At 67.7% G+C, this 13,166-nt stretch carries 9 protein-coding genes; all 9 read left to right on the top strand.

The window, feature by feature from the left end; genetic code table 11:
* Complete coding sequence (locus tag VN461_03125; protein HXB53747.1) at window positions 1–2,412, top strand: ATP-dependent Clp protease ATP-binding subunit; 2,412 nt, start codon at window positions 1–3, stop codon at window positions 2,410–2,412.
* A complete protein-coding gene (gene bamA, locus VN461_03120) occupies window positions 2,409–4,820 on the top strand; it encodes an outer membrane protein assembly factor BamA (protein HXB53746.1) in 2,412 nt (803 codons plus the stop codon). Before VN461_03125 ends, bamA begins: the two co-directional genes overlap by 4 nt.
* A gap of 24 nt (window positions 4,821–4,844) precedes the next feature.
* The gene (locus VN461_03115; protein HXB53745.1) at window positions 4,845–5,522 is read left to right on the top strand and encodes an OmpH family outer membrane protein; all 678 of its coding nucleotides are present in this window, start codon (window positions 4,845–4,847) and stop codon (window positions 5,520–5,522) included.
* An 87-nt stretch (window positions 5,523–5,609) separates the two neighbouring features.
* Window positions 5,610–6,857, top strand: coding sequence for an acyl-ACP--UDP-N-acetylglucosamine O-acyltransferase (gene lpxA, locus VN461_03110; GenBank protein HXB53744.1), 1,248 nt, complete (start codon window positions 5,610–5,612; stop codon window positions 6,855–6,857).
* Window positions 6,854–7,708 (top strand): UDP-2,3-diacylglucosamine diphosphatase LpxI, encoded by an 855-nt coding sequence (lpxI, locus tag VN461_03105; protein HXB53743.1) that lies wholly within the window; start codon window positions 6,854–6,856, stop codon window positions 7,706–7,708. The genes lpxA and lpxI overlap by 4 nt, the downstream gene beginning before the upstream one ends.
* Window positions 7,701–8,654: a Gfo/Idh/MocA family oxidoreductase gene (locus VN461_03100; GenBank protein ID HXB53742.1), complete on the top strand. Its 954-nt coding sequence runs from the start codon at window positions 7,701–7,703 to the stop codon at window positions 8,652–8,654. The genes lpxI and VN461_03100 overlap by 8 nt, the downstream gene beginning before the upstream one ends.
* A 189-nt stretch (window positions 8,655–8,843) precedes the next feature.
* Window positions 8,844–9,716, top strand: coding sequence for a TonB family protein (locus VN461_03095; GenBank protein HXB53741.1), 873 nt, complete (start codon window positions 8,844–8,846; stop codon window positions 9,714–9,716).
* Entirely contained in the window at window positions 9,713–11,956 is a 2,244-nt protein-coding gene (locus VN461_03090) for a SpoIID/LytB domain-containing protein (GenBank protein HXB53740.1), read from the top strand. The genes VN461_03095 and VN461_03090 overlap by 4 nt, the downstream gene beginning before the upstream one ends.
* Before the next feature lie 84 nt (window positions 11,957–12,040).
* On the top strand, window positions 12,041–13,159 hold the full coding sequence (locus VN461_03085) for a DUF4388 domain-containing protein (GenBank protein ID HXB53739.1): 1,119 nt from the start codon (window positions 12,041–12,043) through the stop codon (window positions 13,157–13,159).
* Window positions 13,160–13,166 lie beyond the last annotated feature (7 nt).

Here is a 13,166-nt window from a genome sequence, read left to right as displayed (position 1 = left end):
ATGTTCGAGCGCTATACCGAGCGAGCGCGGCGGGTGATCTTCTTCGCCCGCTACGAAGCCAGCCAGCTGGGCAGCAGCTCCATCGAGACGGAGCATCTCCTCCTGGGCCTGATCCGCGAGGGCAAGGGCCTCACCTCCCGCATCTTCAGCAAGAGCCATCTCTCCATGGAGAGCATCCGGAAGGAGATCGAGGGACGCGCCCTCTACCGGGACAAGGTGTCGACTTCGGTCGACATCCCCCTCTCCCCGGAGTCCAAGCGTGTCCTCGGCTACGGCTCCGAGGAGGCGGAGCGCATGCTCCACAACTACATCGGGACCGAGCACATCCTGCTCGGCCTCATGCGGGAAGAGAAGAGCGTGGCCGCGGGCATCCTGGCCGAGAAAGGGATGCGGCTGTCCGCCGTCCGCGAGGACATCGTTCAGCTCCTGAACGAGAAGGCCAACGTCGGCAAGACCAAGGAGACTCCCCTCCTGTCGGAGTTCTCGCGCGACCTCACGGAGGCGGCGGCCCGGGCCAGCCTCGACCCCCTGGTCGGGCGCGACGACGAGCTCAGCCGCATCGTGCAGGTGCTCTGCCGGCGCACCCGCAACAACCCCGTTCTCATCGGGGAGCCGGGGGTGGGCAAGACCGCCCTCGTGGAGGGCTTGGCCAACAAGATCGTCCAGGGCGACGTGCCCGTCTACCTGGCGGAGAAACGCATCCTGGCCCTGGACATCTCCCTCATCGTGGCGGGGACAAAGTACCGCGGGCAGTTCGAGGAGCGGCTGAAGACCATCATGCGGGAGCTGACGGAGAGCCACAACATCGTGATCTTCATCGACGAGCTCCACACCCTGGTGGGTGCGGGCTCCGCGGAGGGGAGCCTGGACGCGGCCAACATCCTGAAGCCCGCTCTCTCCCGGGGGGAGATCCAGTGCATCGGTGCCACCACCCCCGGCGAGTACCGCAAATACATCGAGAAGGACCGGTCCCTGGAGCGCCGCTTCCAAGCGGTGAAGGTGGCCTCGCCCACGGAGGAGGAGACGGTCCAGATCCTGCGCGGGATCAAGGATCGCTACGAGAAGTTCCACCACGTGAGCTACCGCGAAGAGGCCCTGGAGGCGGCGGTGTACCAGTCCAGCCGCTACATCACCGACCGCTTCCTCCCCGACAAGGCCATCGACCTTTTGGACGAGGCGGGGAGCCGGGTGAAGCTCCGGGACGTGGCCGTGCCCGAGGAGACCCCGGAGTTCTCGCGCAAGATCCGGGTGGTGGTGGACCGCAGCGAATCCTTGGAGCGCGGCGCCTTCTTCCGGGACGAGGAAGGGGCCCAGCGGGAGAACCTGCACATCGTGCGCGAGCACTGGGACATGGGGGGGCCGGGGGGGCACGAGGTCACCAAGGCCGACATCGACGAGGTGGTCTCCAAGTGGACGGGGATACCGATCACCGCCATCAAAGAGGAGGAGTCGGAGAAGCTCCTGCGCATGGAAGAGGAGCTGCACCGGCGGATCGTGTCCCAGGAGAGCGCGATCAGCGCCCTGGCCCGGGCCATCCGGCGCACGAGGGCCGGGCTCAAGAACCCCAACCGCCCGGTGGGCTCCTTCATGTTCCTGGGCCCCACCGGGGTGGGGAAAACGGAGGTGGCGCGCAGCTTGGGGGCCTTCCTCTTCGGGAGCGAGCGCAGCCTGGTGCGCTTCGACATGTCGGAGTACATGGAGAAGCACTCGGTCTCCAAGCTGATCGGCTCCCCTCCCGGCTATGTGGGCCACGAGGAGGGAGGACAGCTCACGGAACGGGTGAAGCGCAACCCGTATTCGGTGGTGCTCCTGGACGAGATCGAGAAGGCCCACCCCGACGTGTTCAACGTACTCCTCCAGGTCTTCGAGGACGGTCACCTGACGGACGGCCTGGGTAACACCATCGACTTCAAGAACTCGATCATCATCATGACCTCCAACATCGGCGCCCGTTTCATCGAGAAGAAGGGGCGAATGGGCTTCTCCTCCGGGGAGGCCAAGGACACGGAGAAGGGCATCAACGAGATGGTGATGGGCGAGGTGAAGCGCACCTTCAACCCCGAGTTCATCAACCGCATCGACGAGATCATCATCTTCGACGCCCTCACCGACCAGGATTTGATCCGCATCACCCGCCTGCTCGTGGAGCAGCTCAACGCCAACCTGAAGGAGAAGGCGATCGTGATCTCCATCCGGGACGAGGCGGTGGAGTGGCTCCTGGCCAAGACCCTATCCGACCGCTCCTACGGCGCGCGCCCGCTCCGGCGTGCCATCCAGCGTCACATCGAGGACGCTCTCTCCGAGGCCTTCATCCGGGGCCAGATCCGCACCGGGCGGCCCATCTCCATCGCGGTGCGGGAGGGAACGCTCTGGTACGAGCAGGACGAGCGCGGAGGGGCCCTATCCTCATGATGCGGGCTCGGGCGGGAGCGGTCCCCGGCCTGCTCCTGGCCGGCTACCTGCTGGGGGGCGTGCCAGCGGGGGCGCAGGAGGAGGCCGAGGCGCCGGTGGTGGAGAACATCGAGGTCCAGGGGAACCAGTACCTTCAGCGGGAGACCCTGCTCTTCTACGTAACCACCAAGCCGGGGGATCGTTACGACGAGCGGCGGCTGAAGGACGATTTCCGGCGCCTATGGGAGACGGGTTTCCTGGAGGACCTGACCCTGGAGGTGCGCGACGGGCAGAAGGGGAAGATCATTCTCTTCAATCTGAACGAGCGCAAGCGCATCCAGATCGTGGACTTCCGCGGCAGCAAGGAATTGACGAACTCCAACATCGAGGACGAGCTGAAAAAGAGGGACGCCCAGCTCCGCCTGGACACGTTCTACGACCTGGCCAAGGCCCGCAAGGTGGAGGCGATCATCCGCGAGATGCTTCAGGAGAAGGGGCGTCCCTTCGCGACCGTGAAGCACGACGCCAAGGTCGTGGGGGGATCCGGATACCAGGTCTCCTTCATCATCGACGACGGGCCCAAGGCCAAGATCAAGGAGATCGTGTTCGAGGGGAACACGGTCTTCTCCTCGGCCGCTCTCAAGCACCAGATGAATAAGATCAAGGAGGCCGGGTTCTGGAACTTGAGCTGGCTGGGCGGCAAGACCACCTACACCGAGGACAAGTGGTCGGGGGGTTCCGAGGACCCGCGGGGGGACCAGGGCCGGCTGGAGGACTTCTACCTGAACCACGGCTACGTTACCGCCCGCATCGGCAACCCCGTCATCGCCTACTTCGACGACAAGGGGTCCTCTCCCAAGAAGCCCCGGAAGTGGCAGCGCCTGACCATCCCCGTCACCGAGGGCGATCAGTACCGGGTGGGAGAGATCAAGTTCGAGGGGCTGACCGTGCTCAAGGAGGAGTTCGTGCGCCCCCTCTTCAAGCTGGAGACGGGCGAGGTCTACAACGAGTCCCGGCTCAAGAAGGGCTACGACAAGCTGCGCGACATCTACGGCAGCCTGGGCTACTTCCAGTGGACGGGCGGCACCAAGCGCAAGCCCGACCCCGAGAAGAAGGTGGTGGACGTCACCCTCAGCATGGAGGAAGACAAGCGGTACTATGTCGGCCAGATTCACTTCACCGGAAACGACACCACCCGCGACAAGGTGATCCGGCGCGAGGTGTTCATCAACGAAGGGGACGTGTTCAACACCGAGGCCCTCAAGCTCTCCATCCGTCGCATCAACCAGCTCGGCTACTTCAAGCCCATGGAAGGGGCCCCCCAGCTGGCGCCCAGCGGGAAAGGCGACGACAAGCTGGACATCACGTTCAAAGTGGAAGAGCAGAACCGGAACCAGTTCACGTTCGGGGGAGGGGTGAGCGGGCTGGAGGGCTTCTTCATCAACGCCTCCTTCTCCACCGCCAACTTCCTGGGCGCGGGGGAGACGCTCTCCCTGGGCGCGCAGACGGGGGCGCGCACCAAGAACTACTCCATCAGCGTCACCGAGCCTTACCTCTTCGACCGCCCCATCACCGCCGGCATCGAGCTCTTCAAGCGCAAGCTCACCTACCAGAGCTTCGTCAACGTGGCCGGGTACACCCAGGAGAACACCGGGGGCAGCGTGACGGGGGGCATTCCCGTCGGCCGCTGGTCTAGGCTGTTCATGAGCTATTCGTACCAGATCATCAACATCGCGGGTTTCCAGCCCGCGACCGGCACCAGCAGCCTGCTCTCCACCGGACCCGTCTTCGACCCCACCTTCTTCGGGGGAACGGGCGAGCGCCAGGAGAGCACCATCACCCCCAGCCTCGTCTATAGCACCGTGGACAACCCGTACACTCCCCACAGCGGCGCCAAGGTGACGGGGACCTTCCAGCTCACGGGAGGCGCTCTCGGGGGCACGGTGAGCTTCTACCGGCCCAGCCTCGAGACCATCAAGTACTTCCGACTGACCAAACGGACCGCCCTCGGCGTGCGGGGGGAGGCGGCCTTCGTGATTCCGTTCGGGGCCACCACCATCCTGCCTCTCTACCAGCGCTACTTCCTGGGGGGAGAGAACCAGATCCGCGGCTACGACATCCGCACCGTGGGACCGGTGGACTCGAGTGGCCGGGCCCTGGGGGGGACCAAGTTCATTCTGTTCAACGCCGAGTACTACGTGGACATCGTGGGCCCCCTCCGGGGGGTGCTCTTTTATGACGCCGGTCAGACCTTCTTGGAAGGGGACCCCATCCGCTTCAGCCAGCTGCGCACCTCGACGGGCGTGGAAATGCGCTTCATCATGCCCGTGCTCAACGTGCCCTTCCGCCTGATCTACGCCTTCAACCCGAACCGAGACTCGTTCCAGCCGAAGTCGACTTTCAAGTTTTCCGTCGGCACCACCTTCTAAAGATAACCTTCCCAAGGAGAAGACATGAGCAAGACGGTCATTGCCGCCCTCGCCCTCGGTGCGGCCACCCCCTGCCTCCTAGCCCAGGAGGCTGCCCCCCCCGCCCCCGCGCGGGCAGAGGCGAAGGCTCCCCGCATTGCCGTGATCGACATGGCACGAGTCTCCAGCGAGAGCCTGCTCGGCAAGGGGTACGCAGCCCAACTGGAGGCCCTGAAGAGCGAGATCGACGCCGAGGGGACCAAGAAGCAGTCCGAGCTCCAGAAGATGGACGCCGCCGTCAAGGCCCTGCAAGACGAGCTGGACAAACAGGGATCCGTCCTGAGCCCGGAGGCGGTGGAGAAGAAGAGGCAGGAGATCGTCAAGAAGACCCGGGATCGGCAGGCCTTCCTGGAGGACGGCCAGGCCGAGCTTCAGCGAATGCGGGAACGTGCCCAGCAGCAGGCCCAGGCCCTGAACAACGAGTTCCAGATCAAGATGAAGCCCCACATCGAGTCGGTGGCCAAGGAAAAGGGGATCGACATCCTGCTCGACGGGCAGGTGACCCTAACCGTGAATCGCGACTACGACATCTCCCGGGACGTGATCGTGAAGGCGGACGATGCGGAGAAGGCGGCCAAGGCCGCCGCCGGCAAGCCCCCGGCCCCGAAGCCGGCCGTGCCCGCGCCGCCGAAGCCGTCTCCGAGCCCCGCCCCCAAGCCCTGAACTCCCCGCGAGGGGGGAGGGCCGTGGTCGGGGCCTAAGAGGGGAGCGTATCTGCTCCCCGGGGACCCCCCGGGGAGCGCACTCGCCATGGCCACGATCGACATCGGCCGTCTCGTCCGGCAGATCCCGAGCCAGTACCCGTTCGTGCTCGTGGACCGCATCCTCGAGCACGACGCGGCGGGTCTGGTTGCGACCAAGAACGTGACCGGCTCCGAGGATTTTTTCGCGGGCCACTTTCCGGGCGCGCCCGTGATGCCCGGGGTCCTGCTCATGGAGAGCCTCGCCCAGGCCGCGGGCATCTGGCTCCTGAGGGCGTCCCCCGACCCCGGGCGGGTCCAGATCCAGGTGGTGGGGATCGACGAAGCGAAGTTCCGGCGGACGGTGACCCCCGGCGACCAGCTCCAGCTGGAGGTCCGGTTGCTGCACCGGCGCGGCCCGCTCTGCCGATTCCGGGGTGAGGTCCGGGCGGGGGAGCACCGGGTGGCGGAGGCGCGGCTGCTGCTTCAGGTGACGACCCTCGCCTCCCCCGAGATCGACGAGACGGCCCGGGTCGCGCCGGGGGCGGTCCTGGAGCCAGGAGTGACGGTGGGCCCGTACTGCGTGGTGGGGCCGGGAGTCCGGCTGGGGCGGGGCACGGCCCTGGACTCCCACGTGGTGGTGGGGGGCGATACCACCCTGGGCGCGGGCAACCACCTCTACCCCTTCTCCTCGATCGGTCTCGCCCCCCAGGACCTGAAATACCAGGGCGAGGCGTCCCGCCTGGTGATCGGGGACGGCAACACCTTCCGCGAGTTCGTGACCGTGCACCGGGGGACCGCGGGCGGGGGCATGGTGACCCGCATCGGCTCCGGCAATCTGTTCATGACCGAGGTCCACGTGGCCCACGACTGCCAGGTGGGCAGCCACACCATCTTCGCCAACGCCGCCACCCTCGCCGGTCACGTCGAGGTCCAGGACTGGGTCACCATCGGGGCCTTCTCCGGCGTCCACCAGTTCTGCCGCGTGGGGACCCACGCCTTCGTGGGCGGCTACACCGTGGTCACCAAGGACGTGCTGCCCTACTCCAAGACGGTGGGCAACCGGGCCCGCATCTACGGGATCAACATCGTGGGCCTGACCCGGCGCGGCTTCAGCCGGGAGGCCATGGACGCCATCCGCCAGGCCTACCGTCTGCTCCTTCAGAGCCAGCTCAACACCTCGGCCGCCCTGGATCGACTGACGAGCGAAGGCCCCTCCACACCCGAAGTCCGGCAAATCATAGAGTTCATCCGATCCTCCGCGCGGGGGGTGATCCTGAAGCGGCGGCGCCGCCGCGGTGTGGCCGAAGAGCCGTGACGGTAGCCGAGAGCAGCGCACCGCCGCCCCTGGGGCTGATCGCAGGCAACGGGCGCTTCCCCTTCCTGGTGGCCGCGGGGGCCCGGCAGGCCGGACGACGGGTGGTGGCGGTGGCCATCCGCGAGGAGGCGTCCCCCGAGCTGGCCCAGGCGGTGGACGAGATCCACTGGGTGGGCCTCGGCCAGCTCGGCCGCTGCATCGAGGCCCTGCGGTCGGGGGGGGCGGTGGAGGCGGTGATGGCCGGCCAGGTGAAGCACCGGCAGATCTTCGCGGACATCGTCCCCGACCTGAAACTGATGGGGGTCCTGGGCCGACTCGCCCTCAAGAACACGGACAGCCTGATCGGGGGCGTGGTCGAGGCCCTAGCCCGAGAGGGGATCACGCTCCTCCCCTCCACCCTCTTCTTGCAGGACCAGCTGGCCGAGGTGGGGGCCATGACCCGTCGGGCTCCCTCGCGGGAGGAGCGCAAGGATATCGCGTACGGCTGCCAAGTGGCGAGGGCCCTTGCCAGGCTCGACCTCGGGCAGACGGTCGTGGTCAAGGACCGGGCAGCGGTGGCCCTGGAGGCCATGGAGGGGACCGACGACGTGATCCGTCGGGCGGGCCGGATCGCGGGGCCCGGCACGACGGTAGTCAAGGTGGCCAAGCCGAAGCAGGACATGCGCTTCGACGTGCCCGTCGTGGGGGGGGGCACGCTCGAGGCCATGCGCGAATCGGGAGCGCGCACGCTCGCGGTGGAGGCGGGGAAGACGCTGCTGATCGACCGGACCGAGTTTCTGACCGAGGCCAACCGCCACGGATTGACGGTCTGGGGCATGGGTGCCCTCGACGAGCCGCCCGCCCATGACTGAGCGCGTGGTGCGGGTGGGGGTGGTCGGGGTGGGTGCTCTCGGCAAGCAGCACGCACGGGTCTACCACAGCCTGCCCGGGGCGCGGCTGGTCGGGGTTTACGACGCGGATAGCCCGCGCTCGGCGGAGGTGGCCCGCCTCTACGGATGCCGGGCCTTCGACGGCCTGGACGAGATGCTCCCGGAGGTGGACGCGGCCACGGTGGCCGTGCCCACCGTGGAACATCATGGCGTGGTCCGGGCTCTTCTCGAAGCCGGCAAGGACGTGCTGGTGGAGAAGCCCATGACGGTCACCCTGGCGGAGGCGGACGACCTCATCCGGCTCGCCGAGGACCGCCAGGCAGTGCTCCAGGTCGGCCACATCGAGCGCTTCAACCCCGCCACCGATGTCCTCCTGGCCACGGTGGCGGAACCACGGTTCATCGAGGTCCATCGCCTCGCCTCCTTCTCCCCCCGCAGCCTCGACATCGACGTGGTGCTGGACCTCATGATTCACGACCTCGATATCGTCCTCGCCCTCGACGGTTCGGAGGCGCTCCAGGTGGACGCGGTGGGGGTCCCGGTGCTGACCCCGAAGGTGGACATTGCTAACGCCCGCTTGCGTTTCGCCTCCGGACTGATCGCCAACCTGACCGCGAGCCGTGTCTCCATGGACAAGGTGCGGAAATTCCGGGTTTTCTCACCCCGGACCTACGTTTCCGTCGATTTTGCCGGCCGAGAGGCCCAGGTCTGCCGTCTGACACAGGGGGCGGACGGGAGGCCCGAGATCAGCGCGGAAAGGACGAGTGCCCCCGAGGAGGAGCCGCTGCGGCGGCAAGACGAGGCCTTCCTGGAGGCGGTCTTGAGGCGCTCTCAGCCCGTGGTGACGGGTGGGGACGGTCGGCGGGCCCTGGCGCTGGCCCATTCGATCCTGGCTCGAATGGCCGAGACCGACGCCGTACGTCGCTGAAACTACACGAGTAATCGTGGCAGCGGCGGGAATGCCACAATATCTTGTGGTCAACGCTGCGGCCGTGGCGACGGTCTATGCTATGATCAAGGGTCGTTTTGCGAGGTGGTGGAGCTAGTGGGGCCTTTCAACCAACGGCAGGGCTTCCTAGTCTCGGCGATCGTTCACCTGACGATCCTAATGATGCTTGTGAGCCGGGTCCCAACGGCCCGAACAGTCGAACCCCCCGATCCGGCCACGCTGGAGCGCAAGGAAGCCGTCTTCCTGCCCCCCCAAGAGGTCTTGCGGCGGCTGGTTCCCATGCGGCGGCGGGAGCCTCGGCCCATGGCGACCCCGGCCCCCGCCAAGCCTCCCGACCCCCGGGCCAAGGACCGGATCAGCATTGGCCCCCCGACCGATGTGCGAACGAAGGGCCCGCTCATACTCCGCCGCGAAGATGACCTGACCAAGGCCCCGAAGGGTCGGCCGGATGCCCAGCAGACCCCGGCGCCCTCCGCTCCCGCGAGCCCGCTCCCCAAAACGGCCGACGCCGGGGCTCCTTCTCCCCAAGTCCCGGGTCGAGAGGGCCTGCGTGTCCCCCCTGGGCTCGGCAGCGAGCTGACCCGTGGAAGCGAGGGATCGAAGGCCCGGCCGGGGTCCCTGGGGCCGTCCATCAACTCCGCCATCGAGAACGTGGAAAGGCGACTGGACCGGGAGGCCCGCCTGGGGATCCCGACGGGGACGGGGGGGCAGAACCTGGGCGGGTTGTTCTTCGACCCCCAAGGGGCGGACTTCACGCTCTGGATCAACCACTTCAAGAACGAGGTCTACCGGAACTGGATCGTGCCCCAGCCCGCGCTCATGGGCTTCAAGGGTCACGTGGACTTCGAGTTCACGGTCGAGAGGGACGGTAGCCTCTCCGCATTACGGATGCTCAAGTCTTCGGGCACCCCTGCCATGGATCGGGCCGCCCAGAACGCCCTCCAAGGCAGCCGCTTCCTGGCTCTGCCCTCGGACTACGGACCGGCGAGCGTCACGATACAGGTGAGCTTCTTCTACAACGAAGGGCCGCACGGATCGTGAGTCGTAGAGCCGCCCTGGGCACTCGCGGCGCGGCCTTGGCCGGCGCCGTCATCGCGGCTTGGATGACGGCAGCCAGCTGCCGCACGGTCCCTCCCCGGGGAGCGCCCGCTCCACCCGTTCCCCCCGCCCTGCCCCCCGACGCCTCCGTGCCGCTGCCGGTCATCCGGGTGGGCATCCTCTCCGAGGTGTCGCGGGTCTCCATCGGCGCGGAGTCCGGGGTTGTGATCTGGACCGCCGCCCACCAAGGCGAGGGGGGTCGAAAGAGCCATCTACCCCGCGCCACTTTCATGGCCGCCTCCCGCGCGGCGGCGCCCCCGCGTCGCTTCCGCGTGCAGGTGGTGAGCCTAGCCAGCGAGAGCGGGGCCCGGGCCATCGCGCAGCGCGTGCAGGAGACGCTGGGGATCGCCCCCACGGTCGCTTGGAACGCCGCCACCCAGACCCACCAAGTCCGGGTGGGGGAGTTTCAGAGCCGCGACGAGGCCCAGGGGCTGGCCGGCCGCCTCGGCCGGAGCGGCCTGCCCGGGGCCTGGGTGGTGGAGGAGGCGGGCCCCGGTGGCGGGCGCATCCGCCTCCTGGAGACGGGGGAGGAGTTCGGGGTGGTCACGGTCGTGCCCTCCGTCGCGACCGAGATCTTGTCCGCCGACGCCCTGCCCTACCGAGGTCTCTTCGAGGTCCGGCCCGGCGACGCGGGCACTCTCACCGTCGTCAACATCGTCAACCTCGAAGACTACGTGCGGGGCGTGGTCCCGAACGAGCTGTCCCCTCAGGCCTTCCCCCAGCTCGAGGCGCTGAAGGCCCAGGCGGTGGCGGCGCGGAGCTACGCCCTTGGGCACCGGGTCGAGTACAAGCTGAAGGGCTTCGACCTCTGCGCCAGCGCAGCCTGCCAGGTGTACCGCGGCCGGTCCTCGGAGAACCCGCTCAGCGACCAGGCGGTGGAAGCGACCCGGGGGATCGTGGCCCTGTACGGGGGCAAGCCCATCAACGCCTTCTACACCTCCACCTGCGGCGGGCATACCGAGGACGGGGAAAACGTCTTCGAGGGCGAGACCGCTCCCTACCTCCGGGGGGTGTCCTGCGCCCCCGAGCGCTCGGCCTGGGCCACGGTCCGGACGAGCGCCTCCCCCCGCACTTTCGGGGACGTGCCCGGGCTCTCCCGGGACGCCGGCCTTCTCGTCGCCCTCGGCGTCCTCGAGCCCCGCCTGTACGCGGTGCCCGCCCTCAAGGGCATCCCCACGGACGCCGAGCTCAAGGCCTGGACCGGACGCATGCTGATCGCCTTGCGGCGCAAGGGCTGTGAGAGCCCGGTGGGGGCGTCCCTGGCGCGCCGGGGGACCTTCGCCCAGTTCCTGGTGGGGTCGCTCTGCTGGGAGGAGCGGGGTGAGCGCCTCCTGAACCCGCAGGATGCCGACTATCTGTTGCAGGTGGAAGACCGCCGCGACTTTTCGGGCGACGGCGAGCGGGTGGCCACCGCGGTCTTGGTGCAAGAGGGCGTGCTCTCGCCCTTCCCCGACAATACGCTGCGCGCCAACGTCGCCCTCACCCGGGCCGAGGCGGTGACCCTGCTGGCCCGGGCGGGGGAGAAGGCGGGTCTGCCCGGCCTCGTGACCGCGGAGTTCGCGGGGGCGGCCGAGGGGCAGATCACCGTCATGCGTGCGGAGAACGCCGAGTCCTATCCGCTCGACGCGGCCGCGAGGCTCTACCGCAACCTGGACGGCGTGCGGGCCGCGGCCTCGGAGCTGAGCCTGGCCGTGGGCGACCGCGTGAGCTTCGTCCTGCAAGAGGGTCGGGTCACCTACCTGGAGGCAGAGCAGAACCGGAAAGGCGTGGCCGCGGATCGCAGCTCCGGCTACTACCGCTGGGAAGTGAGGGCGACCCCGGTCGAGCTGGGTCAAGCCTTGGCCCGTTATGGCGACGTGGGCCGGGTCCGAGACCTGGTGCCCAAGCGCCTGGGAGTGTCCGGGCGCGTGGTGGAGCTCGAGATCCGGGGGGAGCGCGGCGATCTTTTCCTGAGGGGCCTCCGTGTGCGCTTGGGGCTGGGGCTGCGGGAAAGCCTGTTCGTGATCGATCGCGAGACCAACGCCAAGGGAGCGGTGGAGCGCTTCGTCTTCACGGGCAAGGGCTGGGGCCATGGGGTCGGTCTCTGCCAGGTCGGCGCCTTCGGCATGGCCCAGGCCGGGGCCACGTACGAGCAGATCCTCCGGCACTACTACTCCGGAATCAGCCTGGGCAAGGTCGGCTAGCGCGGTCGGGGCCGACGGCCCTCGCCGCCGGCTTGCCGCCCGCCCCGTATTCCCATAAAATGTGGCGTGTCTTAGACATCCGCCATGACCACGACACTCCCGAAGCGGTTTGAGCCATTCGTCGTGCCCGGGGGTCTACGGGGGCAGCTCACGCAGCTCCCGCTTCCCGACATCCTCGAACAGCTGCGCCTCTCGAAGAACACCGGGATCCTCTCCCTGGTCTCGGGCGGCGCGCGCAAGGCCATTTACCTCAAGGACGGGCGGGTGGTGTTCGGCTCCAGTAACCTGCCCAACGACCGGCTGGGCGAGATCCTGATCCGGGATGGAAAGATCACGGTGGAGGAGTACGAGACTTCGATCAAGGCCATCTCCAAGGGGAAGCGCCAGGGCAAGGTGCTGGTGGAGATGGGAGCGCTCTCCCCCAAGGACCTCTGGGAGGGCGTGCAGTTTCAGGTCCAGGAGATCGTTTCCAGCCTCTTCCAGTGGGACGAGGGGCAATTCCACTTCGAGGAGTCCAGCCTCCCCGAGAAGGAGCGCATCACTGTCGACCTCGACATCCAGCGCCTGATCCTGGCCGGGCTCCGCCGGGTGGACGCGAACGGCGCCATCCAGGGCCGCTACCCCGAGGGCCTGCTGGTGCTGGAGCCGGACAACCTCCTGCCCGAGAGCGCCCTCGAGTCCTACGAGTTGCACGTGCTGGCCCTGGTGGACGGCGAACGCAGCGTGCTCGACATTTGCCACGAGAGCGAAATCGGCGACAACGAGACGCTGAAGGTCCTCTATGCCCTGCTCAGCACGGGGATCGTCCGCGCCAAGGGCAGGAAGGTCCACACCCTCGACCAGGATTTCGTCCCCGCGGACACCCTCTATTCCGTGCTCACCTCCTTCAACCAGATGTACGGCTTCATCTTCCGGTACATGGTGCGGGAGGTTGGCCCCATCGCCGAGAACGTCCTCGAGAAATACTTGGGGGGCCTTCGGGAGGCACGCAAGGAGGTCTTCGGGGGGGTGAAGCTCCAGAAGGACGGCTCCCTCGATGCGGCGGTGGTGGAGCGGAACCTGAACAAGCTGCCAGAAGAGGAGCGACGGGCCCTCCTCGTGGACGCCCTGAACGAGCTGCTCTATGCCGAGCTCTTGGCCGTGAAGCGCACCCTCGGGGCCGAACACGAGAGCACGATCATCAAGGCCTTCCGCGAGCGTTGACGTCGCC

It is taken from the genome of Vicinamibacteria bacterium (assembly GCA_035570235.1).
Classification (GTDB): domain Bacteria; phylum Acidobacteriota; class Vicinamibacteria; order Fen-336; family Fen-336; genus DATMML01.
The sequence above is the reverse complement of the archived record's forward strand: the minus strand, read 5'-3'. Positions and strand labels throughout refer to the sequence as shown.

Excerpts from the sequence above, each read along its gene's own strand:
- VN461_03125 (HXB53747.1), top strand. The coding sequence starts at position 1 with ATGTTCGAGCGCTATACCGAGCGAGCGCGGCGGGTGATCTTCTTCGCC.
- bamA (HXB53746.1), top strand. The coding sequence starts at position 2,409 with ATGATGCGGGCTCGGGCGGGAGCGGTCCCCGGCCTGCTCCTGGCCGGC.
- VN461_03115 (HXB53745.1), top strand. The coding sequence starts at position 4,845 with ATGAGCAAGACGGTCATTGCCGCCCTCGCCCTCGGTGCGGCCACCCCC.
- lpxA (HXB53744.1), top strand. The coding sequence starts at position 5,610 with ATGGCCACGATCGACATCGGCCGTCTCGTCCGGCAGATCCCGAGCCAG.
- VN461_03100 (HXB53742.1), top strand. The coding sequence starts at position 7,701 with ATGACTGAGCGCGTGGTGCGGGTGGGGGTGGTCGGGGTGGGTGCTCTC.
- VN461_03085 (HXB53739.1), top strand. The coding sequence starts at position 12,041 with ATGACCACGACACTCCCGAAGCGGTTTGAGCCATTCGTCGTGCCCGGG.